Below are 25,088 nucleotides of genomic sequence, written 5' to 3' on the forward strand. Positions count from 1 at the left end.
TGTCCCCCATGACTTGTCCCCCAGTTCAAGTACCGGCTGCGATGCCGGTACCCGATAACATACAAGGCTTTATGCCATGGGTCACAATCGCAGCAGGGAGAGATCCGGGGTGCCGAGGAACCCGGATAACCGGGAGGCGGAGGTCCCTAGCGGGCTCCCTGCGCAGGTTCCAGCGAGGGCATCGGCAGTCCGAACACGTCCTTCAGTGCCAGCTTCGCAGCATGCAGCCCGCCCATGCCGTGCACGCCGGGCCCCGGCGGGGTTGATGCCGAACTGAGGTAGACACCGGGAAGCGCCGTACGCCACGGCTTCGGGGACAGGACCGGCCGAATCAGCATCTGGGCCAACGTCACGGCCCCGCCGCCGAAGTCCCCGCCCACATAGTTGGCGTTGTACCGGGCCAGGTCCGCCGCCGTCGTCACCCGCGAATCGACAATCACGTCACGGAATCCCGGCGCGAAACGCTCAATCTGCGCCGTGACCGCTTCCGTCATGTCCACCGTGGATCCGGCCGGCACATGGCAGTAGGACCAGAGCACGGAACGGCCCGCGGGGGCCCGGGTGGGATCGAAGCCGCTGGGCTGGGACAACAGGACATAGGGGCGGGCCGGGTGCCGGCCGACCGCGACGTCGGCCTCCGCTGCGGCCAGTTCCGCCCGGGTGCCGCCCAGGTGGGCGGTGCCGGTACGCGCCATTTCCGGATTCGCCCAGGGCACCGGGCCGGAGAGGATGAAGTCCACCTTGCAGGCAGCATTGCCGTAGCGGAAGCGCTCCAGCGCCCGCGCATAACGCGGCGGCAGGCGGTCCCCGCCCAGCTCCAGCAGCACCGACGGGGAGACATCGAGGATGACGGCCCGGGAGCCGGCCACCTCGTCCAGGGAGGTGATGCGGTGGCCGGTGGAGATCTTGCCGCCGTGCGCCCGCAGATCGTCGGCCATCGCCTCGGCGATGGCCTGGGAACCGCCTACCGGGATGGGCCAGCCGACTGAATGGGCGAGGGTGCCAAGCATCAACCCGCCTCCGGCGGAGGGCAGGGAGGGCATTTTTCCCACCGGATGCGCCGCTACGCCGGAGAGCAGTGCCGGTGCGGCGTCCTCCACGAACCGCCGGTTCCACAGGGGCGTGCCCTGGTCCAGCGCGGCCAGGCCGAAGCACGCCAGCGCAATCGGATCACGGGGGACGCTCAGGAGGGAACCCATCAGCAGTTCGGTGACTGCCTCGCTGCGCCGGACCAGCGGCTCCATCAGCCGCCGGTAGGCGGCACCGTCCCTTCCAAGTCCCTCCACCGTCCGGTCCAGGTCCCGATACGCCAGTGCGGCGCGACCGCCGTCGAGCGGTGAGGCGTAGGAAATCTCCGGCACCACCAGGTCGATCCGCCGGTCCAGTCCGAAGCTGCGGAAGAACGGAGAGGCCAGGGCCATGGGATGCACTGCGGAGCAGATGTCGTGCAGGTGGCCGGGTTCCATCAGTTCCTTGGTGCGGCTGCCGCCGCCCACTGTGGACTGGGTTTCAAACACCTCGACCTTGAGGCCGGCGCGGGCCATGATGACCGCCGCCGCGAGTCCGTTGGGACCGGCCCCGACAACACTGACATCGCTCATTAGGCCGCCTTTTCGCCCTTCCGTCCGGGGATCCGGCCTGCAAGACCCTTGGCGGAGGCCGGCAGGCTGCGCAGCTTCGCGGGCGCCTCGCGCCGCAGCTTCAGGGCGTTGGCCACCAGAGCGTACCGCAGTGGATGGAGGGGAACGTCATAGGTAGTGGGGATGGTGACCACGGTCTTGGAGAAGTTCCGCTTGAACGTGGTGACGTTGATCAGGCTCGGGTAGTTGTCGCTGACGATCCCGGTCAGCCCGCACGCCGTGTTGCCCGCTTCCTTGAGGACCTTAAAGGCCTCCCAGAGCAGCAGGTAGGGCGCGTTGGTCTTGCGGGCACTGTGCGAGCTCGCCGCGAAGTAGTAGACGGAGTAACCGCGGTACTCGGTGGTGATCAGCCAGGAAACGGCCTGTCCGTCCATGTACGCCACCATGAGGCGCAGATGGTCACCGAGTTCGGTAAGGAGGGTTTCGTAGAAGGAGGACTCGAAGCTCGAGAAACCGTCCCGCGAAGCGGTTTCCTGCATGATCGGGAAGAGTTCCGTGCGGAACACCTCCGCCCATCGGGCGCGCTCGATGGGCTGGACCTTGACGCCCATCTTCTCCGCCTTGCGGATCAGGTTCCGCGCGTTGGAACGGAAAGACGCAAAGATTTCGTCCGTATCCGGAGTCAGGTCGACGACGATTTCCCGTTCGTACCAGCCGTGTTCCAGCGGACCGGTGACCGGCGGCTGCGGATGCGCGATCTGCATCCGGATGTACAGCGGGTCCACGGCGGGATCGGCCCGGAACTGTTCCTGCACGGTGGAAACGAGCCGGGCCTCGGCGTTGTGCGTGCGCGTGGTGAACCAGGTGGGGCCGTTGACGACCACCAGGGACGGCCTCAGCCGCCGTTCGGAGCGGAGGTAACTGGCGGTGGCAACCAGGGTGTCGCCGTCGTAATAGGCCCAGATGCCGTAGGGGCTGCGGCCAAGCTTCCGCTCAAAATCCGCCCAATAGGGGGTCTGCTCCAGCGGGATCACCACATCGGGGTGCGCGGCGGCGAGCGCCTCGAAATCCTCGTGGCTGAGCTGCTCGGAACGGTATGGAACGGGGGTCACTGTGCTTCTTTCGCCGGGGCCGCATGCGTTTCCAAGGATACCGGCCTTCGCCGCCGCAGGGCCCAGCGGTCGGGGGCGCCGTTGAACGGTCCGCCCTGCGGATCGTCGACGCCGCTCCGGCGCACGGGGTCGCCGTCGGGCTCCAGAATGTCGGAGACCACCCGGTACATCAGATAAAGGGTGGCCAGCACGTGGCCCAGCACCGCCAGCACATAGTAGGGCGAATCGAGGTTGTTCTCGGCCGCGCCGCCGGAGGTCTCCTTCGCGAGGTACATCCAGACAGCCCACCAGTGCATCACTTCGAAGAACTGCCAGATCAGGAAGTCGAGCCACCTCGGCCGGGCCAGGGCGACCAGAGGAATGAGCCAGAGGACAAACTGCGGCGAGTACACCTTGTTGGTGAGGACGAATGCCGCCACAATCAGGAAAACCAGCTGCGCCAACCGCGGCCGCCGCCCGCACCGCAGCGCCAGCACGGCGATTCCAAGGCACGCCAGCGCAAACAGCAGATAGGCCCACAGGTTGATGAATTCGGGTCCGACGCCGGTTCCCCCGGCCCGCTCCACGGTCAGGTTCCAGGCGAACCAGATCGAAGAGTAGCCCGCCGGGCGCTCCGCGGTGAACGTGAGGAAGAAGCGCCAGGACTCGTAGTCGCGGAGCAGGAACGGCAGGTTGACGGCCAGCCAGGTTACTGCCGCAGTCGTGACGGTCAGCACCGCCGGGCGCAGGCGGAGCGTCCGCAGCGCGAGCACCAGCACGGCACCGAGAATCAGCACGGGGTAAAGCTTCAACGCGGCGCCCAGGCCGATCAGCACTCCTGCTGCCACCGGACGGTTCCGGGCAAAAGCCAGCATGCCGGCCGTGGCCAGCATCACGGCGAAAATGTCCCAGTTGATGAACACCGACAGGATCGCCGCCGGGGCTACGGCCACCATGGCTGCGTCCCAGGGCCGGCGCCCGGCCAGGCGCATGGTTGCTATGACCGTGGCAATCCAGGCTCCAGTGGCCAGGAGTGCGTTGACGTCGAAATACTGCAGCGACCTCAAGGCCGTGCCGCCTTCGCCGGGCACCACCAGCGCGGTGGCACCGGCCAGGAGTCCCAGGAGGACCGGATATTCAAAAAGCGCGCCCTCCGTGAGGAACGGGAAAACGCCGTCGCCTATCCCCCGGGTCCGGAAGAGCTCCGGCCAGTCCGAATAGCAGGCGGAGTAAAACTGGTCCGGTGTGCCCCAGCCGGCCGCACGGCAGGGGGTTTTAACCAGGACGGCCAGCAGCGCGGAGACGATCGTGAATAGGACCAGCACCCGTTCCACGGTGAAAAATCCGGGCGAGACCATGCCCGGGGCGGCGTGGCGGCCCATGGGGCCGCCGATGCCTTCCGCGAACTTCCTCAGGAACGGATCGTTGCGGGAGGGCGCCGCAATGCGCTGCGGACCGCGCCGGGAGTTGGGCTGCATGGGTCCAGTATCCACTAGGGAACCATCGCTTCGGTCCCGGCGGGGAACGGGGGAAACGGACGGGGAACGAGGCAAAACGCCCTCCTGATGAGCCAGCGGTCCGAACCCAAACCGAAGATGTGATGCCGAGCACGTAGACTGTGGAGGTTGTCTGCGCCGGGGGCGCAGCGTTCAACATTTTTCTTCAAAGGAGAACCGTGTCCGAGAACCCCATCCGGGTGGCAATTGTCGGTGTTGGAAACTGCGCAGCTTCGCTGGTGCAGGGTGTCCAGTACTACCGAAGCGCCGATCCCAACGAAACCGTCCCTGGCCTGATGCACGTGAAGTTCGGCGAATACCACGTCAATGACGTGCAGTTCGTTGCCGCTTTCGACGTCGACAGCAAGAAAGTCGGCCTCGACCTGGCCGATGCGATCGGCGCAAGCGAGAACAACACCATCAAGATTGCCGATGTCCCGCAGACCGGCATCACCGTGCAGCGCGGGCACACCCTCGACGGGCTGGGCAAGTACTACCGGGAAACCATCACCGAATCCGATGCGTCGCCGGTGGACATTGTGGCTGCCCTTCGGGACAACGCGGTGGACGTTATGGTCTGCTACCTGCCGGTCGGCTCCGAGCAGGCTGCGAAGTTCTACGCCCAGTGCGCCATCGACGCCGGCGTGGCCTTCGTCAACGCGCTGCCCGTCTTCATTGCCGGCACCAAGGAGTGGGCGGATAAGTTCACCGCTGCCGGCGTACCGATTATCGGCGACGACATCAAGAGTCAGATCGGCGCCACCATCACGCACCGCGTCATGGCGAAGCTGTTCGAGGACCGCGGCGTCATCCTGGACCGCACCTACCAGCTGAATGTCGGCGGCAACATGGACTTCAAGAACATGCTCGAACGTGAGCGCCTAGAATCCAAGAAGATTTCCAAGACGCAGGCGGTCACCTCCAATACCTCGGCAGACCTGAAGGCCGACGACGTCCACATCGGCCCGTCGGACTACGTCGCGTGGCTCGATGACCGCAAATGGGCCTTCGTCCGCCTCGAGGGACGCAACTTCGGCGACGCTCCGGTGTCCCTGGAGTACAAGCTGGAGGTCTGGGACTCCCCCAACTCCGCCGGCGTCATCATCGATGCCGTGCGTGCCGCCAAGATCGCCCTGGACCGCGGCGTCGGCGGGCCCATCCTCTCGGCCTCGAGCTACTTCATGAAGTCGCCGCCCGAGCAGTACAACGATGACCTCGCCAAGGAAAAGGTAGAGCAGTTCATCCGCGGCGAGGTCGAGCGCTAAGACCCCGGCAGCACAAGGCCCCCGTCCCCGGAACGCTCCGGGACCGGGGGTCTTGCCGTGTCCGGTCCTCCCCCGGGCCCCGGACCTGAATCCTAGATAAGTCCGCTCGGCGTCCCGTCCGCGGCGACACCCATGCGCAGCGCCGCAGGCTCCCTGGGCAGTCCCGGCATGGTCATGACTGCCCCGGTCAGCGCCACCACGAAGCCGGCCCCGGTCTTGATGGACAGATCCCGCACGTGCAGGGTGAAGCCCGACGGCGCGCCCAGGGCCGCGGGGTCGTCCGAGAAGGAGTACGGCGTTTTGGCCATGCAGACCGGCAGATGCTCCAGTCCCCGCGCCGCAATCTCCTCCAGCCGGCGCAGCGCGGCCGGAGCAAATTCGACGTCGGCGGCACCGTAAATCTCCCGGGCCACGGCCCGGATCTTCTGCTCCACCGGCAGCTCGTCCGGATAGAGGAACCGGAAGTCCGCCGGTCGCTCCAGGGCCCGGAGCACCGCCGCCGCCAGGTCATCGCCGCCCGGTCCGCCGCCGCCGTGCGCCCACACTTCGGCCACCGCGGCGCTGACGCCCTGCTCGGCGCACCAGTCCATCAGCCAGCGCAGTTCTGCGTCCGTATCGGTGCTGAAGCGGTTGACCGCCACCACGGGGTTGATCCCGAACCGGCGGACGTTGTCCAGGTGCCGGTGCAGGTTGACGACGCCGGCCCGCAGTGCAGGAAGGTTCTCCGCCGCCAGACCGGTCTTGGGCACGCCCCCGTGCATCTTCAGGGCCCGGACGGTGGCCACCACCACTATGGCGTCCGGGGCGACGTCCGCCACCCGGGACTTGATGTCCAGGTACTTCTCCGCCCCGAGGTCCGCCCCGAACCCGGCTTCCGTCACAACGAGGTCGGCCAGGCGGAGGGCCGCGGACGTGGCAATGACCGAATTGCAGCCGTGCGCGATGTTGGCGAACGGCCCGCCGTGGACGAGGGCAGGGGTTCCGGCCAGGGTCTGCACCAGGTTCGGCTTCAGGGCGTCGCGCAGCAGCAGCGTCATGGCGCCCTGCGCGCCGAGATCGGCAACGGTGACGGGCCGCCGGTCGTAGGTGTAGCCGACGGTGATCCGGGACAGGCGTTCCGTAAGGTCCGCCAGGTTCCGGGCGAGGCAGAAGACAGCCATCACCTCCGAGGCCACGGTGATGTCGAAGCCGTCCTGCCGCGGCACGCCCTGGGCCGGCCCGCCGAGGCCGATGACGACGTCGCGCAGGGCACGGTCATTCATGTCCAGGACGCGCTTGATGGTGATGCGCCGCGGATCCAGGCCCAGCTGGTTGCCCTGGAAGATGTGGTTGTCCAGCAGTGCGGCCAGTGCATTGTTCGCCGAGGTAATGGCGTGGAAATCGCCGGTGAAATGCAGGTTAATGTCCTCCATGGGCACCACCTGCGAGTAGCCGCCGCCGGTGGCGCCTCCCTTCATACCGAGAACCGGCCCCATGGACGGCTCGCGCAGGGCAATCATCACGTTTTCCCCGGCCCGGTGCAGGGCGTCCGCCAGGCCCACCGTCACAGTCGATTTGCCTTCACCGGCAGGCGTGGGGCTCATGGCCGTCACCAGGACCACCCGGCCGCGGACCGAATCCTCCCGCAGGAGCGCCGGGTCGATTTTCGCTTTGTACCGTCCGTAGGATTCCAGGGCTGCGTCGGGAATCGACGCGGCGCGGGCAATCTCCGTGATCGGCAGCAGGCGGGCCGCCCGGGAAATTTCGAGGTCCGAGGGCATATCGGCACTGATACGCATGGTCTGCGTTCCTTCCGCTGTGCCGTCAACGGATTCGCTGGACGGCTGCTGGTCGCTGGATGAAGCCAAGCTACCAGCAGTGCCGGCCCGCGGGGGCTGCTTCGGCCTACTTGCGCACGGAGCGGCTGGCGAACTGGTCCGCCGCCTCACGGTAGCTTTCCGCCGTCAGCATGGCGGTCCGGCGCCAGCCGAACGCCTGGGCATGTGCAGCCGCGCCTTCTCCGAGCGCACGACGGCGGTCGGTGCCGTCGTAGAGTGCCTCCAGTTCGGCGGCCCACCGGCCCGGGGCGTGGCCGTCAACGAGAACGCCGCTGCTGCCGTTGCGCACGGCCTTGGGCAGCCCGCCCACGTTGGCGGCGAGGACGGGGGTGCCGCAGGCCTGGGCCTCGAGGGCAACCAGGCCGAATGATTCGCTGAAGGAAGGCACGGCCACGACGTCGGCCGACCGGAACCAGGCGGCGAGCTGGTGCGGCTCGACCGGCGGGCGCAGGGACACCGTGTCCTGCAGTCCCAACCGGCGGACCAGCGGTGCCAGGTCAAGCACGGAGGAGCCGCTGCCGGCGCCGAGGATGCTTACGCGCAGGGGGATGTCCGGCCGGCGGCGGCGCAGCTCGGCGGCGGCCTCCACCAGGATCTGGGGGCCCTTCATGCGCTGGATCCGGCCCGCGAAGACCACATGGAAGACCCCGGGGAGGAATCCCAGTCCGGCCTGCACTCCGGGCCTGCCGCGTGGTGAAAACACATTCAGGTCCACGCCCGGCGCCACCACGTCCACGGACTCCGGATCGGCTCCGTAAAGCGTTTCCAGCTCGGCGGCCTCGGTGCTGGTATTGGCTATCAACCGGGTGGCGCCGCGGACTATCTGCTCCTCGCCGTCGATCCGGATCTGCGGCTCGAGTGCCTCACCGGGCTGCCCCTGCAGGTTTTTGACCCGAGCCATGGTGTGCATGGTGTGGACCAGCGGAAGGTCCCACTGCTGCGCCACGGATAGTCCTGCGGCGCCTGAAACCCAGTAGTGGGAGTGGACGACGTCGAAGCCGCCGTCCAGCAGGAACGGCTGGGCTTCAGCCACCGCGCCGGCCAGATCCAGGTACGGCAACTGTTCCTTGGCCACCTTGCGGACGGGACCGGCAACCACGTGGCGAACCTTCACCCCGGGGGCCAAGGCAACGTCGGCGGTCTGCAGCGGGTCGGTGGCCCGGGTGAAGATCTCCACCTCAGTACCTGCGCGTGCCAGTTCGAGGGCAACGGACCGGACGTAGACGTTCATGCCGCCGGCATCGCCGGACCCGGGCTGTTCAAGCGGGGAGGTATGAAGGGAGAGCATGGCCACACGCTTGACCTGGGGCACTTCGCTCCCTTCCTGACCGTTATCTTCTCTATCGACTTTATAACGCCACGGGCTCGAGCTTTGTTTCCTGTCAGCCAGAACACGTTCGTCCCCTCGCCTCCGGATGCCGGGCACGGCACTGCCCGGCATCCCAAGAGAGGTGCCGGGCAGTGACGGTTGAAGGGGTCCGGGCGGGACCTTCGATTACTTGACGGAATTGAAGTAGTGCATCAGCAGGTGACCCTGTTCGCCGGTCAGGGCCGCGTCCATCCGGGCTTGGTGGACGGCGTTGGAACGGAGAAAGGAGCTCCGCAGGCGCTTGAGCATTGTGTACACCCCCTTGGCGGCGCGTCGCAGGACAGGGGCGGCTTGTTCCGGGGGCCGGGCACGGGGCAGCAGCGGCTCGTCGCTGCCGGCGGCATCATTGGGCAGCCTGGCCTGGAGCCCGGTCCGGGGGCCGGGTTGGTTGTTTTTGGGCAGAGTGGTATTAGGCAGGGACAATTCAGGCATTGGAAGCTCCGACAGGAAGGCGCGAAAAAGGGCGCAAAAGAATAAGCGGATAAAAGGACGTCGAAATGACGCAGGAAGCCAATAAAGGACGTTAAAGCGGCGTCAAGGCGATTTGCGGGAAATACCCGACCATGACGTGGCAATGTCTTTCATTGGGGAATTCCGGCTGCAGTTCCGCACACACCCGATACGCGGGTTCCGCCAACTTCCCCTGGGAAAAGAGGGGTGCTGAAAGAGCGCGTGGAGTCGAACGGGAGTGCGCGGTGCTTGCCCCGGTGGCGTGGACGGCTTGCCGGGCCGGCAGCGTTTACGCTGAAACGGCCGACCAGCTGGCAGTCACGGTAAACCGGGAAGCGGCATCGGGCCGACCGGAGAGGACCGAAGGCGGTACCTGCGGGTTCCGGAAGGACGGCCGGAGATTGCCGCCGGTGTTGCCACCGGTAACTACGATGTGAATTCCATTAGTGTTCATCAATCTCCACCTCCTGTTCGCGGTACCCGGGGTACTGGGCCCTGACCCAGGGCTGCAGAAGCAGCTGCCTAAGCGGGGAATCCAGTTCGGTCTATTGCGGACAATTAATGTGCCCGCAAAAGAAAGGTACAACAGAGTTCACAGCCCTGCCAAGCACTTTCGCCAAATTCCCCAAAAAACTTTTTATTCCAGGGTCGTGCGGGCAGGGCCGTATCGCGGTACTAGAGGTTCCAGCCGACAACGGCGGGCGTGTGTTTGTCCCAGCCGAGGGTGCAGACCGCTGCGGTGCTGAGCGCAAAGTGCCGGCCCATCTCCGGGGCAAGGCCGAGCCAGCGGGCCGCCAGGATACGCAGGAAATGGCCGTGCGCGACGAGCAGGACCTTCTCCACCGGCGTCGCCTCGGGGTCGCGGTCCATTTCGGTGCCGCAGCCGGCCTGCACGGAGGAGATGATGAGGTCGGCCCGTGCGGCAACCTGCGCCAGGGTCTCCCCGTTGGGCACGCCGTCCTTCCAGATCAGGTAGCCGGGATTCTCGGCACGGACCTGCCGGCTGTTGCGGCCCTCGTTGTCGCCGTAGTCCCACTCGTGGGCGTGCGGAACCACCTCGGCGTCGGGGTAGCCCACCAGCTCGGCGGTGCGGCGGGCACGGATCAGCGGAGAGGTCAGTACCCGGTCAAAGGTCACCGGACCGATCTTGTCCCGCGCGGCCTCAGCCTGGGCCTCGCCCTCGGCCGTAAGGGGGATATCCGTCAGGCCGGTGTAGTTGCCTTCCCGGGACCATTCGGTTTCCCCGTGGCGCAGCAGCCAGAGACGGGGCAGCCGGGTTCCGGACGGAGTCAGGTCCGGAACTGCCGGTCCGAAGTTTTCCCCGTTGCTCATTTTTCGCTGTCCTTCACATTCGTACCTGATGCTTCCGGTTCCCGCTGGGGTTCCGTTTCCGTTGTATCAGGTGCTGTGCCAGCGGCAGCAATCTGGTTCTCGGGCTGTTCCGCCCACCAGGCGCGGAGCAGCTGCGCTGTTTCAGCCTCGCTCCGCGGACCGTTTTCCATCCGTTCCTCCAGCAGGAACCGGTACGCGCGGCCCACCACCGGCCCGGGACGGATCTGCAGCAGGGCCATGATCTGTTCGCCGTCCAGGTCCGGACGGATCGCGGCCAGCTCTTCCTGCTCGGCCAGGGCAGCAATGCGCTGCTCCAAATCGTCGTAGGCGAAGGCCAGCCGCTCGGCCTTGCGGCGGTTGCGGGTGGTGACATCGGAGCGCGTGAGCCGGTGCAGCCGCTGCAGCAGCGGACCGGCGTCGTTCACATAGCGGCGCACTGCCGAGTCGGTCCAGCCTGCATCGCCGTACCCGTAGAAGCGCATGTGCAGTTCCACCAGCCGGGCCACGGCCTTGATGGTGTCATTGTCGAACCGCAGGGCCTTCATCCGCTTCGCGGTCAGCTTGGCGCCGACGGCGTCGTGGTGCAGGAAGCTCACGGACCCGGTTGACTCAAAACGGCGCGTGGAGGGTTTTCCGACGTCGTGCATCAGGGCCGCGAATCGCAGCACGAAATCCGGTGCCGGCACCGGACCGTCGCTGCCGGTTTCCAGTTCGCACGCCTGGCGGAGGACCGTCAGCGAGTGCTGGTACACATCCTTGTGCCGGTGGTGCTCGTCAATCTCGAGGCGCAGCGCCGAGACCTCGGGCAGCACGTGGTCGGCCAGGCCGCTCTCCACGAGCAGGTTCACGCCGGTCCACGGCGCCTTGCCGCAGATCAGCTTGGTCAATTCGTCCCGGACCCGTTCGGCGGAGATGATTTCGATCCGTCCGGCCATGTCCCGCATCGCTTCAAAAACGTCCGGCGCCACTTCAACCCCCAGCTGGGAGGCGAAGCGTGCGGCCCGCATCATGCGCAGCGGATCGTCGGAGAACGACGTCGACGGCGCACCGGGGGTACGCACCATACCGGCATGCAGGTCGCGGGCTCCGCCAAAGGGATCCACCAGTTCCATCGACGGCAGCCGCAGCGCCATCGCGTTCATGGTGAAGTCACGGCGGAACAGATCGTCTTCAAGCTTGTCGCCGAAAGCCACGGCGGGCTTGCGGGAGTCGGGATCATAGGCATCGGCACGGTAGGTGGTGACCTCCACCTGGAAGCCGTCCTTGCGCATCCCGATGGTGCCGAACTCCCGGCCGATCTCCCAGTAGGTGTCGGCCCAGCCCTTGATGACCCGGATGATGTCGTCCGGGCGCGCGTTGGTGGTGAAATCCAGATCCGGGGAGACCCTCCCCAGGAACAGGTCGCGGACGGGGCCGCCAACGAGCGAAAGCTCGTACCCGGCATCCTCGAAACGCGCCCCGAGTTCCGGGATCACCTCGGGTAACGGGGACTTCAAGGCCGAACTATCAAAAAGGTGCACCATAGTGCTTTAAGCCTGCCAGATAAAACGGTGAAGGCCGACAAGGGGCGGGAGCCGGAGGGCGGACACGCCGAGGGTTCCCGCTTCCTCTCCGGCAGCCCGCACAACAGTCATCATCCCCCGGCAAAGATCGTTACAGTGGGAGTATGGCCCATCCCGTACCGAGCGCCCCCAAGCGGACCCCGTTGACTGCGTCAATGGGCGGCGCCGGTGCGCATTCGGTACATACCCCCCTCCCCACGGTGGAGGAGGTCTCGGCCGGCGGGATTGTGGTCGACACCTCAACGGAGCAGTTGCACGTGGCGATTATTGCCCGCCTGAACCGCGGCGGCCGGCTGGAATGGTGCCTTCCGAAGGGCCACCCGGAAAACGACGAAGACAACCAGGCTGCAGCCATCCGCGAAATCGCGGAGGAAACGGGCATTGACGGCCGCATCCTGACGGCCCTGGGCAGCATCGATTACTGGTTTACGGTCAGCGGGCACCGGGTGCATAAGACGGTCCACCACTTCCTCCTGGAAGCCTGCGGCGGGCACCTGACCATCGAAAACGATCCGGACCACGAAGCTGTGGACGTCGCCTGGGTTCCGCTGGCGGAGCTCGGCCGGAGGCTCTCCTTCCCCAACGAGCGCCGCATCGCGGACCTCGCCCGCGAGATCCTCCCCCGCTACCTGTGAGTCCCCCGGTGCGCAGCGCCGTTTGAGGCAATCCGGACCTGAGGTGAGAACATAGGGTCACGATGGCCGAAAAGAACATAGCCCCCAGTACTACGCGTTCGAGTGTTGTGATGGCATCGGGAACCCTGGTGTCCCGTGTCCTTGGACTGGTCCGCACCGCCCTGTTGGCAATCGCCATCGGCAGCACCGGACTGGTCACCGATATCTTCAGCTCAGCGAACGTGCTGCCGAACTTTATCTACCTGATGGTGGCCGGCGGTGTCTTCAACGCAGTGCTGGTCCCGCAGATCATCAAGGCGAGCAAGCGGCCGGACCGGGGCGCCGAGTACGTTTCCCGGATCCTCACCCTCTGCCTCCTCGTGCTGGCCGGCATAGCGCTCGTGGCCACGCTCGCGGCACCCGTGATCCTGTCCACGGTCTTGTCGCTGGGCCCGGACCAGCTGACACTGGCGACCACCTTTGCCTACTGGCTTTTCCCGCAGATTTTCTTCTACGGCGCCTACGCGGTGATCGGGCAGATCCTCAACGCCAACGGCAGGTTCGGTGCCTATATGTGGGCGCCCGTGGTCAACAACATCATCGCGATCGCCGGCCTGCTCATCTTCATTACGTTCATCGGCAGGGAGGAGACGTCGTCGTTCTCCCCGGAGAACTGGACTTCGCAGGCCACCCTCATCCTGGCCGGGAGCACCACCCTCGGCATTGTGATGCAGGCAGTGGTCCTGCTGGTCCCGCTGCGCCGCCTGGGCCTGGGGCTGCGGCCCTCGTTCGGGCTTCGCGGGGTGGGCCTGCGGGAAACCGGGAAGGTGGCCAAGTGGACCATCATCACCATGCTCGTGGGCAACGGCGCTTACCTGGTCTACACAGCCGTGGCCACGATCGCCTCGGAAGCCCGGCCCGAATACCAGGCCATGGGCCGTGAGATTGCCGGACAGATGAACCTGGAAACGGCGTCGATGCTGTACATCATTCCGCACTCGGTCATCACGTTGTCCCTCGCCACGGTGCTCTTCAACCAGATGTCCCACGCTTATGCGGAGAAAAACTACGACGGCGTCCGGGAAACCCTTTCGCAGGGGCTGCGGGCCATCGGGGTGGCCACTGTCTTTTGCTCTGCGGTGCTGATTGTCCTGGCCGGACCGATCAGCATCTGGTTCAGCGGCGGATCGAATGTTTCCGCCGCGCTGCAGGCCCAGGTGCTGGTGCTGCTGGCGATCACCGCACCCTTCCTCAGTGCCACCTTCCTGATGAACCGTGCCTTCTATGCCAACGAGGACGCGAAGACCCCGCTCGTTATGCAGCTGATTCTTTCGGCCTTCGGCATCGCGCTGGCTCTGGGGGCAGCCACCCTGCCGGCGGACCAGATCATCTTCGCCCTGGCAATTGCCTATTCCCTGGGCAACGTCGCGGCCGTCGTGCTCAGCCACATTTTCCTCCGCCGCAGCCTCGGCGATTACGGTGGAGCCCGGGTCTTCGACGTCCACGTCCGGCTGGTGGTTGCCGCTTTGGCGGCTGGCGCCGTCGGCTCGGCCGCCCTGGCCCTGCTGGGCGGGTACTCGGCCGATGGCTTTGCCTGGCAGTCGGTGCCTTCCGCCACAGTGGTCCTGGTGGTCTGCGGCGCCCTGATGGCCGTGGCGTACTACTTCATGCTGCGGGTTCTTAAGGTCTCCGAGCTGGACGCGTTCCTGGCACCGCTCCTTGCCAAACTCCGGCGGACTGCCTAAAGTGCCGCTTCCGGCATTCTGCTTTCGGCACGGGTAGCATGGGAACAAAGCAGGCAGTTCAGGACTGCGGCCGCCGGCCGTGTTCCGTGTCCGTGAACGAACATCCGAGTACGCAATGTCAGATAAGCCTGACGCAGTCTTATTGCCGTTTTCATGGGAGGAACACGTGCCACAGTCCGTAGACGTCGGTTCAGTACTGGGCGGACGTTACAAGGTGACAGCCCTTGTACTCGCTTCAGCTGAGCAGGACATGGTGCTCGATGGTGTGGACCAGGTCCTGAACCGTTCCGTCAGCATCCTCGTAGCCGCCCCCATGAATGCCAGCCAGGTCTCGGCAAGCGCCCGCGAAATCGCCACCGGTGAACGCCATGGCAATGTCCAGGTGCTGGATTTGGGCGTCAGTGACGGCCGCACGTACCTGGTCACGAATACCGCCAGCGCAGCGGATCTCCTGGATCTCGTGATTGAGCGGGATGCCCCCTACGTCGAGCCTTTCTTCACCGACACCCTGGGCTCGGAAATCTTCGGCATGCCCCGCTCCCGCGAACCGGAAACCGTCGAAGAAGACCGCTACGTCGAACATGAGGAGCGAGAGCCGCGCAAGCCGCTGCTCTCCGGGGCGCACAAGCCCAAGCTCCCCCGGTTCGGACGCAACGCTGCTGCTGCCGGAGCCGGGGCCGGGGCCGCTGCGGCCGCGCGGGATCTTCAGTTCGGCGAGGCCGCCGACGCTCCGGCCGAGGCCGCCACCGGCGGTGCCAACGTTCCCCCGGCTCCCACTACCCGCCCCAAGCAGTCGGCCGCCGAAGCCCGGCCCGCCAAGGTCACCAAGTGGGAAGATGACGAGCCCCAGGCTGCACCGGTTCCGGAACGGAACTCCCGCTCTGCGTCGACCTTCCCCAAGTCCGCACTGGCGGCAGGCAGCTACGACGATGACGGCTACGCGTACGGCGATCCGGACGACGACTACGAAGAGGACAGCGCCGAGGAGAAGCCGAACCGCAAGTCCGGCCGCGTGCTTATCGGGGCGGTCCTGAGCCTCGTGCTTGTCCTCGCAGTGGTGCTCGCAGTTTCCCAGCTGGGCAAAATGGGCGACATGTTCGGATCCGACCCGGAAGCCGGCGCATCCACCTCACCCACGCAGGAGGCTGCACAGGCCGCCCCGAGCGCGGACGCCGCCGCACCTGCACCGGCACCCGAGATCGCCGGCATCACGCGTCTGGTTCCAGGCAATCCGCAGCTTGATTCCGCCAACGACGGCGCCCTGCCGCAGATCATCGACGGCAACCCGTCCTCGTACTGGTCCAGCTATGTCTACGCCAGCGACACGTTCGGCGGGCTCGCTCCCAGCCTGGCCTTGGTGGTCGACCTGGGCGCCGATTCGGCGGTCAATGAGGTCAATATCACCCAGCTGAACGGCACGGGCGGCAGCTTCTCCGTAATGCTCAACGACACTCCGGACCTGGAGGGTGCGACGTCCGTTGCCCAGAGCGGCTTTACCGGTCCCACCACCAGCATTCCGGTGCCGAAGACGGACGGCCAGGCTGCCTCTGCCCGCTACGTGATCGTCAACTTCACGCAGCTGCCCCGCCTTAACGGGGTCCAGGCTGCATACCCGTGGGGACTCAAGATCGCCGAAATCGGCGTGTCCTGACTTCTACGTTCCGGACCTGCCGCCCGGCTGTGATGTGCATGTCCAGAGCTGGGCTGCCGGAATAAGCTGGACCCGGTATCCGTTGTGCCGGGTGATCCACTTAGGAATCGGTCCTTTCGGATCGGTCCGTATTTTTAGTTAGACCCTGTAGTTCAACAAGGAAGAGGAACACCCCCCAGTGAGCACCGCAAACTCCGTTGCCACCGACGGCGCCGCTGCTGCCGGCGACGTCCGCGAGGTCATCATCGTCGGTTCCGGCCCTTCCGGATACACGGCGGCCGTTTACGCGGCACGTGCCAATCTGAAGCCGCTCCTGATTGCGAGCTCCGTCACCGCCGGTGGGGAGCTGATGAACACCACCGATGTGGAGAACTTCCCCGGCTTCCCCGAAGGCGTCATGGGGCCGGACCTGATGGCCAACTTCGAAAAGCAGGCCGCCCGTTTCGGCACCGAAATCCTTTTCGAGGACGTCACCGAGGTGGACCTCGCCGGCGACATCAAAACGGTGACCATCGGCACGGGCGAAACCTTCCGCGCCCGCGCAGTCATCATCTCCACCGGGTCCGCCTACCGTGAACTGGGACTGCCGGACGAGAAGCGCCTTTCCGGCCGCGGTGTCAGCTGGTGTGCAACCTGCGACGGCTTCTTCTTCAAGGGCCAGGACATCGCCGTCATCGGCGGTGGCGACTCCGCTCTGGAGGAAGCGCTGTTCCTGACCAAGTTCGCTTCCTCGGTAACCGTGGTGCACCGCCGCGACAGCCTGCGGGCCTCCAAGATCATGCAGGAGCGGGCCCTTTCCCACGAGAAGATCCGCTTCGCCTGGGATTCGGAAGTAGCCGCCATCCGCGGCGAGGACAAGGTCACCGGCCTGGTGCTGCGCAGCACCAAGGACGGCTCCGAATCCGAGCTTCCCGTCACGGGTGTGTTCGTGGCCATCGGCAACGACCCCCGGGTGGACCTGGTCCGCGGCCAGCTTGAACTCACCGAGGAGGGCACGATCGCCGTCCTCGGACGCACCTCCAAGACGTCCCTTCCGGGCGTCTTCGCGGCCGGCGACGTCATCGATCCGACTTACCGGCAGGCCATCACCGCCTCCGGCTCCGGCTGTGTGGCCGCCGTCGACGTCGAACACTACCTCGCCGATCTGGGCGATTCCGTCTCCACTGCGGCGGAGGTCCCCACCCCGCCGTCAGAGGCTGTTTCCGAACACGCAGCCCTCTAATTCCGTTCCTCGCTTAGGAGAGCAAAAAATGAGCAGTGCAAAAGCAGTAACCGATGCTTCTTTCGGTACCGATGTCCTGGCCGCGGACAAGCCCGTAATCGTGGACTTCTGGGCTGAATGGTGCGGCCCGTGCCGCATGCTGTCCCCCATCCTCGACGACATTGCCGCCCAGTACAGCGACAAGGTGGATGTAGTGAAGGTGAACGTGGATGAAAACCCCGCGATCGCCGCTCAGTACGGCATCACTTCCATCCCGGCGGTTTACGTGTTCCAGGGCGGTGAGGTTGCGGCGACTTCCATCGGCGCCAAGCCGAAGCAGGTCCTGGAGCAGGAATTCGCGGCCTTCCTGAAGTAAACAGCAATGAGTGTGCATGGTGAAAGCCTGCGGAGGCTGGATGCCAGCCGGCGTGTGGTGGCGCTTCGTGAAGCGTTGCTGCGCGCCGGTGTCACCCTGTCCTACCTGGCACCGGACGCCGTAAACGATCCGACCATTTTCGATGACCACGTTGACGCTGCGGTCCGCGCCTTCCAGCAGAGCCGAGGCCTGATTGTCGACGGCGTTGCCGGCCCGGACACCCAGCGGGCTTTGTCCGAAGCGCAGTTCCGCTTTGGGGACCGGACGCTGAACTATGTTGAGGGCGGTCAGCTGCGGGGCGACGACGTCGCCGAGCTCCAGCGTCACCTGTCCCATCTGGGGTTCTACTACGGTCACATCGACGGGAGTTTCGGGGTGCGTACCCGCTACGCAGTGGCCGAGCTGCAGCAGAACCTCGGGCTGCCCGGCACCGGTGTGTGCGACGCCGACACCATGCGGTCCATGTCCCGGGTGAACCGCGCCATTTCGCCCAGCCAGGCTTTCGCCCTGCGCGACTACGAACGGCTGGACCGCTCCACCGCGGCCCTGCGCGGACGCGTTATTTCCGTGAACATCGGCCGCGCGCGGCTGGTGTCCCCGCACGGCGTCGAGCGGCTCAGCGGGGAGCCGCTGACCGAACTGCTGGTCACCACGGACATCGCCGGGCGCGTGGAACGCATCCTGCGTGAATTCGGTGCCCGGCTGGTTCCGCAGCAAAGCGGTGCTGCCACCGAATCGGGATCACGCCAAAACGTGCCCAGCCTGAACCTGGATATCCACTGTGACTGGCTGGACCAGCAGGCCGCCTCCGGCATGGCGGCCTACTACTGGGGCCTGCCGGGTACCGGTGAGGCACGCTCCCCCATCGGCCACCGGGCCGCCGTCCTGCTTTTGAAGGAACTGGGTGCCCGTACCGACTTGGACAATCTGGGCGTCCACGCGCGGACCTGGGACACCCTCAAGGTGCCCGGCGTACCGTCCGTGGGACTCGATCTGGGCTACCTCAGCAATGCGCACGACGCTGAGCGCCTCGCCGATCCGGTATTCCGCCAGACGGTTGCCGATTCAATCGTGATTGGTATCCAGCGCCTGTACCTCCTCGAGGAGGAGGACCAGCCCACGGGCACCCTGGCTTTGGACGATGTGCTGAAGTTCAACCCGACGGAAGAGCCGGCTACCAGACGGGTTTCCGGCCTCTAGTCAGTTCTTCGGCTTTCCTGGCCCTGATGAAGCCCTGTGCAGAGCGTTCCGCAGCTGTCGGGGCGCGGAACAGGTATTCACAAACCTGGAAACCCGCGCCCTCCAGCAGCGCGGCTGTTTCGCGGATGTCGTGGAGGTAGGCCGTGAGTTCCACGTCATGCCCGTAGGCGTTTGTTATTTGACGGGAACCCGTTCCCGCCTGAAAACCCAACAGGAGACGGCCGCCGGGACGCAGGATCCGTTGAAACTCAGCGAAAACCGCCGGTAGCCCCGCAGGCGGGGTATGGATAATCGAATACCAGGCCAGCACCCCGTGAAATGACCTGTCACCGTAGGGCAACGAGGACATCGCCGTGACTGCAAACTGCCGTTGCGGATGTGCCTTCCGGGCCTGCCGGACCATGCCTACCGAAATGTCGCACCCTTCGACAGCCAGCGGCGCCAGGGCGTCGAGATAGGTGATCATTCGGCCGGCTCCGCACCCTGCATCCAGGACGGCTGCCCCGGACGGCAGCGAACCGGCAAACCTGCGCACCATGGCCAGGTCCAGCTCGTCCTCCGGGTCTCCATCCCTGCCGGCAGTGGGGATCAGCGCCGCGTACGCCTGGGCGACGGCGTCGTAGGCCCGGGCGACGGCGCCGGGGACGCTGTGCGGGCCTCCATCGTTCATCGCACCAACGTACCGTGTCGTATGCCATGCTTCTGGCATGACGGTCCGGGGGAATGCCATGGCGACGGAAACAGTATGACGACGACGACGCGGGATGCTTCCCGCCTCTCTGCCAACGAAGCAGCTGTCGCGGCAATGCTCTCCGCGGAGCCCGAGCTGATCGACATTCTTCCGGCCCTGGAGGCAGTCCCGGGCATGGCCAAGGACATCATCCTCGTCTCGGGACCGCTGATGCCGTGGCAGGATTACACGGGTTGCCAACGCTTGGCGGTTGTAGGTGCGGTTGTATTCGAAGGGCTTGCTGCCACTGAGGCAGAGGCTGACGGCTTGCTCCGCTCCGGCGCGATCCGGCTGGCCTCCTGTCACGAGCACGGTGGCGTAGGTTCGCTTACGGGCGTTTGCTCCGCCTCGATGCCCGTACTGGTTGTACGGGACCGCCTGTCCGGGCGCACCGCTACCTGCAGGATGAACGAAGGCCCGGGGACGCGGGCGCTTACGTTCGGATCCCAGGGGCCAGCGGTCAACGGCAATCTGGCCCGCATCAGGGACCAGGTGGCGCCGGCCTTGGCGCAGATCCTCCGTGAATCTCCGATACCGCTCCTGCCGATCATGGCCCAGGCGCTGGCCATGGGCGATGAACTGCACGGCAGGCAGACCGCTGCCGGGCTGCTGTTCCGGAACGCCGTCTTGGAACGCCTCCTCCATCTTCCGGGCAATGCCCCGGAGACCGCGGCGTTGCTGCCCTACCTCGACACAGCGGAATTCCATTTCCTGCACGTCGCGATGGCAGCCGCAAAGGTTATTGCGGACACAGCAGTTTCGATTCCGGGGAGCTCAATCGTCACGGGCATGGCGATGAACGAGAAGGAGTTCGCGGTTAGGGTTTCCGGCGTACCGGGCCAGTGGTTCCGCGCACCCCTACCGCCGATCTCCGGGTTTCCCGGAAGAATCATGCCGCCCTGGACGCGCGCCGATCTGGGGTACAGCGGTGGTGACAGCTTGATCATGGAAACGCTGGGATTGGGCGGCGCCGCTGCGGCGGCGGCTCCCGCCCTGAGTCCGGTCTCCATCGGGACTCCGGCACAAATGATGGAACTGACCAGCTCCCTGTATGCGGTTGCGTCGTCGGAGCATCCGACGCTGCGGATTCCGGCACTGGGCGGGCGCGGGGTCCCCTGGGGTATGGATGCTGCCGCCATCGCGGGGCACCGCCTCGTACCTCCGGTGCACATCGGGGCGACCCTGCGCAACGGCGGACTTGCCGGCGCGATTTATTTCACCCCGCCGCTTCAGCCTTTTATCGACGCAGTCGAACACCTGCAGTCAATCGCCTAATCCGTTTCACGTGAAACAACACGCTTTCTCCCGCCACGCAGCCTGGCGCCGTCGTCGAATACGGCCTGGCTAAACCGTCAGGAGTTGCCCTCACTGGTTTTTCCCGGGTTCGGCACCGGGTGCTGGTCAGGATGGATGGCCATAAAAACCGAGTAGTGGATGCTGCCCTCGGGAGGTTCTTCGGCTTCGAACTCATCCAGCAGATCCTGGACACGTTCTAGAAGCCGGGCATGTCCTTCTTCCGTTAGGCGTACACCCAGCCGGGAGATTCCGACCTGTTCCGACGCAGGGAGCTGTCCGACCTCGGATACGAACGCGCCGATCATTGCGCCTCGCAAGCGGCGATCCCGGCCATCGAGATTCAACCGCCACGACTTCCCCGTGGCACGGTAGGGGATCTCATATGCGCCACTCGGTCCGGACCGCGCCTCTTGGGGTTCGAGGAAGCCGGCCGAGACCAGCTTGCGGACGTGATAGAGCACTGTCGCCGGGTTGGCGGCGAGCATGGTCGCAATTTCCTTGTTGGTCAGCTGCTCTTTCAGGCAGAGGCGCAAAATGCGGATACGCATTGCCGAGGCAAGGGCTTTCGCCTCTTCCTCACTTGCTGACCGCCGAGGGACCTGGCCGCTCTCCTCTGTCATGTGTGCAGAATACCAGAGGGGCTATTGACAAACACCAATCGATTGACCAGAGTCAACCGCATGACGACTGAAGATGGCCCAGGAGCGACGGTATCTGGCGGTGTCCTACGGGACCGTGACTTCCGATTCCTGTTCTATTCCACTTCCCTGAGCCAGCTAGGCCAGCAGGTATCGAGTCTCGCGCTGCCACTCGTAGCAGTGGTGACGCTGACAGCCAGTGAGTTCGAAGTAGGGCTGCTTTCGGCCCTGAGCACCGCTGCGTTCCTGTTGATTGGCCTGCCCGCCGGAGTCTGGGTCGATCGGATGCGGTACCGCTCAGTGCTCATCTCTTCGGACCTGATTCGGGCGGCGGTCCTGCTCACTGTTCCCCTCGCCTGGTGGCTCGGGGTGCTGACGGTCTGGCAGCTCTACGCCGTGGCGCTGCTCATCGGCGTCTTCAGCGTCTTCTTTGACGTCGCTTACCAGAGCTTTCTGCCGCGCCTTATCGGGCGTGACCATTTGGTTGAAGGAAATGCCAAGTTGGAAACGGTGCACTCAGTTGCCCAACTCGCGGGTCCGGTCGCAGCAGGCCAACTGATTGCGTGGCTGACGGCACCCGTTGCCCTCGCCTTGGATGCAATCGCGATGGGATTGTCCGCACTGTTTGTCGGGCGCATGCGGCACCTTCAGCCCAAGCCGGAGCCGGTACCGGGATCCCGGCTGGGCACGGACATCGCAGAGGGCCTGCGTTTCGTTCTAGGCAACCCGTTGCTGCGGGCGATTGCCGGGTCCACCGCGTTGTTCAACCTGGCTTTCGCGGCCTATATGGCGATGCTGGTGTTCTTCCTTCCGAGAGACCTCGGGCTGGGCGCACACCACCTCGGCATTGTCTTTTCGGTCCTCGGTGTGGGCGGCCTTGCCGGCGCCCTGGCAACTCGACGGGTAACACTGTGGCTGGGTGAAGGGCCTGCCATTTGTTGGTCCGTGGCGGCGACAGCACCTTTTGCGCTCTTGATGCCTGCAGCGGGGGGTGAATGGTCGGTTTGGCTCGGCGCGGCTGGACTGGCTGTGGCCAGCTTCGGCATGGTCGTGTACAACGTCACGCAGGTGAGCTTCCGGCAGAGACTGACGCCGGACCGCCTGCTTGGGCGCATGAACGCCACCATGCGTTTCCTGGTCTGGGGTACCCAGCCCGTCGGCGCGCTGATAGGAGGCCTGCTCGGGCAGCTATACGGAGCTGAGGCAGCACTGTGGATCGCGGCGGCAGCGGCCTGTGTGGCCTTCCTGCCGGTCACCCTGTCACCCCTGCGAACGATGAGGAAGCTACCCGACGAACAGCCAGCACCGCCCTCCCCTTCCGCCTCATAGGCGTTTATAGGTTCCTGCGACCCTGACCCCGAGCTGAGTTCGGCGTCGCGTTTCACGTGAAACACGACGCCGAGGGCGGTCCTGGCCGACGGGCTGCCGTGCGGTGCTCGGCGCTTAGTGCCCGGTGCCCAGGGCCTAGGGCCTAGGGCCCAGTGGCCGGTGCTCGGTGTCCCAGGGCCTAGGGCATAGGGCATAGGGCATAGGGCATAGGGCATAGTGGCCCAGTGGCCGGCGCCCAGTGCTCGGTGCTCGGTGCTCGGTGTTCGGTGTTGAAGCATATTTGGTTCTCGCGCGCAGCCTGCATTTCTGTTCCTCCAGGACAAGCAGCGTTGCAGCTACGCGCTATTCGATCGATGTACCTGCCGGCTACTGACCGATGGCCTCGGTCCATCAGGGTGGATGAAGAACACCCAGAGCGTCCACTGGGGGTCCCTCACTCCACGGGAGACATCCGGGCCGGGCGGATGAGACGCTCACCGGGGACGGACGGCCGCTGGACGTACCACAGGAGCGGCTGGCAATCGACGGCCGCACGCGCGGTTTTGCACGACAAGTGCATCGCGCGCTCCCCTGAGAATGGCCCTTTGGGCGGCGTAACCAAAAATCCGCACATGCTCCTGGCGCTGACGCAGCTGCTGGACTACTCCGAGGCCGGCGTTTATCCCCAGCGGCGGTTTCCGCTGCGGCATTTCCAAAAGGGCATGGTTTGGAACGGTACGAACCCGTCTTCATGGAGGCGACATGCCCGCTGTCGACCTTGGCGCGGTTCTATCTCCGGCTTCTTTTCGCAGATGGGTTCTCTGAGGCAGCGGCGTTTAGTTGTCTCCTACCGTGGCTTCGCAACTTCCGTTTGGCAAAGCCTGCGCAAATCCGGTCTAGATGCAGACGTTAGGTCGCAGGACTTCCATCGCGAACACTAGGTATCGCTCACACATCTGCGTACCCGGCAGCGATGCGGGAGGCGGCATCGGTGGCCCCTGTGCGAGTTCTGGCCCACGAGCCCGCCACCTACGGCAAGCGGATATTGATGGGGAACCTGCTGTGCCGGTAGCAGGCCAGCTCGCTCACGGCCCGGCAGGAGGGCAGAAGCCCGCCGGAGTACGGGGCAACCCATGACAGGCGCCCCTGGCCGCTCACATCGCGCCTATGGCCGTCTGTAGCCCTACACTTCCCCGCGCAAATGCCTCGCCTTTTTTGGCACGTACAGGCCTAGGGAAGGGATCACCTCTAAGGTATGGATGATCTGGTTTCACGTGAAACACCGCTACCAGGTGAGCGTTGTTCTAAGAATCCGTGGATAGCCCGTGCTGCGAGGTGGGGCGTACTCGTGCGCCGCACCCTGCACGTCCGGCTCTGTTCGAGCTCCGCCGTATCCGCACGTTGCACGAAGCCTGCGCATAACCAATTACGCTCCCTGGTTGCCGTCTTTGTACGCTGTTTCACGTGAAACCTCCCACGGCTATTCTCTACCGGCGCTAAGTGTGTACGAGCAATCGAACCATGCCAGACTCCTAGACCAAATCAGTGTCCGGCGCGCTACACCCGGGCTGGGCTCGAAAAGCGACCGGTATTCGTGTATTTCTCCGGGCTCCATGCCTCGTATCCAGGACCCGACACCAAGAGCGGGGTGGTGGATAGCCTGTCTCCTTGGACCTGTAACGGAGTGCATAGCACCCGTTAGACACCAATAATGACCGTTCGAACTATCCACAACGCACGCCGGCTAGGCGCCACCCGACCTGACTCATCGCCAGGCACTGCACCGCCGACACTTAGTGCCGTTTCAATTACCTGGTGTCGACATTCTTACAGGCAGTAAATGCGTGGTTTCACGTGAAACACCGCCAGCTTGTTAGCGGCTCCGGGCCATGTACCCGTACGAGCCAAGGAGCATAGGCGGACGCAGCGAAGCTAATGTCAACTGAGACTGCCCAGTGCCGACCCCCGCTCTTGTCATCCAGCCGAACCCTACCATCGCTCGTGCCGCCACAAATCAACCAGCTGGTGCGTCGTGATCTGGCGAGCAGCTATCAAAGCGGCTCTACTGTCCGGACCCGAACGCAAGCAATGCTGTCATTTCAACGGAAGTATGCGCACCCCGAACGGCCTCGTCTCGGTTGCTACAGGCAGCCTGACTCGATACGCCTATGTCGCCCGTACTTGGAAATCGTAGTGCCTACTCAACGGCAGCTAGGTTGCACGTGAAACCCAGCCTCAATCGCTGTCCCTAATCAGTGACGGTATCGAGGATGTGCCTGGGTAATGACCGATTCGAGAATGTGCCTGCGTAGTGACGGATTCGAGTATGTAAGCGATCGACGGAGACACGGTCCAAGAATCCGCGGC

19 protein-coding genes are annotated in these 25,088 nt (G+C 65.1%); 9 read left to right on the plus strand and 10 right to left on the minus strand.

Features of this window, described 5'->3' with window-relative positions; all coding sequences use genetic code 11:
- Positions 1-146 precede the first annotated feature (146 nt).
- The 3 genes from N2K99_RS16315 to N2K99_RS16325 are packed head-to-tail and all read right to left on the minus strand — an operon-like array spanning position 147 to position 4,149.
- Positions 147-1,601, minus strand: coding sequence for an NAD(P)/FAD-dependent oxidoreductase (locus N2K99_RS16315; protein WP_227932680.1), 1,455 nt, complete (start codon positions 1,599-1,601; stop codon positions 147-149).
- Positions 1,601-2,692, minus strand: a complete 1,092-nt coding sequence (locus tag N2K99_RS16320) for a peptidoglycan bridge formation glycyltransferase FemA/FemB family protein (protein WP_227932679.1) — start codon at positions 2,690-2,692, stop codon at positions 1,601-1,603. Before N2K99_RS16320 ends, N2K99_RS16315 begins: the two co-directional genes overlap by 1 nt.
- Positions 2,689-4,149, minus strand: coding sequence for a glycosyltransferase family 87 protein (locus tag N2K99_RS16325; RefSeq protein ID WP_227932678.1), 1,461 nt, complete (start codon positions 4,147-4,149; stop codon positions 2,689-2,691). The genes N2K99_RS16320 and N2K99_RS16325 overlap by 4 nt, the downstream gene beginning before the upstream one ends.
- 197 nt (positions 4,150-4,346) lie before the next feature.
- Here N2K99_RS16325 and N2K99_RS16330 point away from each other — a divergent pair, with 197 nt between their 5' ends.
- Entirely contained in the window at positions 4,347-5,432 is a 1,086-nt protein-coding gene (locus tag N2K99_RS16330) for an inositol-3-phosphate synthase (protein ID WP_227920334.1), read from the plus strand.
- 92 nt (positions 5,433-5,524) lie between these two features.
- Here the strand turns inward: N2K99_RS16330 and N2K99_RS16335 are convergent, their stop codons facing one another.
- The 5 genes from N2K99_RS16335 to N2K99_RS16355 form a co-directional block, all read right to left on the minus strand.
- Positions 5,525-7,210, minus strand: coding sequence for a formate--tetrahydrofolate ligase (locus N2K99_RS16335; protein WP_227920944.1), 1,686 nt, complete (start codon positions 7,208-7,210; stop codon positions 5,525-5,527).
- Between the two features lie 106 nt (positions 7,211-7,316).
- Entirely contained in the window at positions 7,317-8,561 is a 1,245-nt protein-coding gene (gene mshA / locus N2K99_RS16340; RefSeq protein WP_227932677.1) for a D-inositol-3-phosphate glycosyltransferase, read from the minus strand.
- Positions 8,562-8,744: 183 nt separating this feature from the next.
- On the minus strand, positions 8,745-9,050 hold the full coding sequence (locus N2K99_RS16345; protein ID WP_227920338.1) for a hypothetical protein: 306 nt from the start codon (positions 9,048-9,050) through the stop codon (positions 8,745-8,747).
- Between the two features lie 693 nt (positions 9,051-9,743).
- On the minus strand, positions 9,744-10,400 hold the full coding sequence (locus tag N2K99_RS16350) for a histidine phosphatase family protein (RefSeq protein WP_227920339.1): 657 nt from the start codon (positions 10,398-10,400) through the stop codon (positions 9,744-9,746).
- Entirely contained in the window at positions 10,397-11,923 is a 1,527-nt protein-coding gene (locus tag N2K99_RS16355; RefSeq protein ID WP_227932676.1) for a CCA tRNA nucleotidyltransferase, read from the minus strand. Before N2K99_RS16355 ends, N2K99_RS16350 begins: the two co-directional genes overlap by 4 nt.
- A gap of 143 nt (positions 11,924-12,066) precedes the next feature.
- Here N2K99_RS16355 and N2K99_RS16360 point away from each other — a divergent pair, with 143 nt between their 5' ends.
- From N2K99_RS16360 to N2K99_RS16385, 6 genes are all read left to right on the plus strand, one after another.
- Positions 12,067-12,597, plus strand: a complete 531-nt coding sequence (locus tag N2K99_RS16360) for an NUDIX hydrolase (RefSeq protein WP_227920343.1) — start codon at positions 12,067-12,069, stop codon at positions 12,595-12,597.
- A gap of 110 nt (positions 12,598-12,707) precedes the next feature.
- Complete coding sequence (murJ, locus tag N2K99_RS16365; RefSeq protein WP_227932675.1) at positions 12,708-14,321, plus strand: murein biosynthesis integral membrane protein MurJ; 1,614 nt, start codon at positions 12,708-12,710, stop codon at positions 14,319-14,321.
- A gap of 166 nt (positions 14,322-14,487) precedes the next feature.
- Positions 14,488-15,972, plus strand: coding sequence for an ABC transporter substrate-binding protein (locus tag N2K99_RS16370; RefSeq protein WP_227932674.1), 1,485 nt, complete (start codon positions 14,488-14,490; stop codon positions 15,970-15,972).
- A 178-nt stretch (positions 15,973-16,150) separates the two neighbouring features.
- On the plus strand, positions 16,151-17,194 hold the full coding sequence (trxB, locus tag N2K99_RS16375; RefSeq protein WP_227920351.1) for a thioredoxin-disulfide reductase: 1,044 nt from the start codon (positions 16,151-16,153) through the stop codon (positions 17,192-17,194).
- A 28-nt stretch (positions 17,195-17,222) separates the two neighbouring features.
- Positions 17,223-17,549: a thioredoxin gene (gene trxA / locus N2K99_RS16380; RefSeq protein WP_227920353.1), complete on the plus strand. Its 327-nt coding sequence runs from the start codon at positions 17,223-17,225 to the stop codon at positions 17,547-17,549.
- 6 nt (positions 17,550-17,555) lie between these two features.
- Entirely contained in the window at positions 17,556-18,749 is a 1,194-nt protein-coding gene (locus N2K99_RS16385) for a peptidoglycan-binding protein (RefSeq protein WP_227932673.1), read from the plus strand.
- On the opposite strand, the gene N2K99_RS16390 is transcribed toward N2K99_RS16385, so the two are convergent.
- A complete protein-coding gene (locus tag N2K99_RS16390; protein ID WP_227932672.1) occupies positions 18,724-19,419 on the minus strand; it encodes a class I SAM-dependent methyltransferase in 696 nt (231 codons plus the stop codon). The genes N2K99_RS16385 and N2K99_RS16390 overlap by 26 nt on opposite strands.
- Positions 19,420-19,494: 75 nt before the next feature.
- On the opposite strand from N2K99_RS16390, the gene N2K99_RS16395 reads away from it, so the two are divergent.
- The gene (locus N2K99_RS16395; protein ID WP_227932671.1) at positions 19,495-20,754 is read left to right on the plus strand and encodes a DUF1116 domain-containing protein; all 1,260 of its coding nucleotides are present in this window, start codon (positions 19,495-19,497) and stop codon (positions 20,752-20,754) included.
- A gap of 77 nt (positions 20,755-20,831) precedes the next feature.
- On the opposite strand, the gene N2K99_RS16400 is transcribed toward N2K99_RS16395, so the two are convergent.
- Positions 20,832-21,395, minus strand: coding sequence for a winged helix-turn-helix domain-containing protein (locus N2K99_RS16400; protein WP_227932670.1), 564 nt, complete (start codon positions 21,393-21,395; stop codon positions 20,832-20,834).
- Positions 21,396-21,455: 60 nt separating this feature from the next.
- Here N2K99_RS16400 and N2K99_RS16405 point away from each other — a divergent pair, with 60 nt between their 5' ends.
- A complete protein-coding gene (locus tag N2K99_RS16405; RefSeq protein ID WP_227932669.1) occupies positions 21,456-22,742 on the plus strand; it encodes an MFS transporter in 1,287 nt (428 codons plus the stop codon).
- The last annotated feature ends 2,346 nt before the right edge of the window (positions 22,743-25,088 follow it).

The sequence above is a fragment of the Arthrobacter sp. zg-Y1110 genome (assembly GCF_025244865.1).
GTDB lineage: Bacteria > Actinomycetota > Actinomycetes > Actinomycetales > Micrococcaceae > Arthrobacter_B.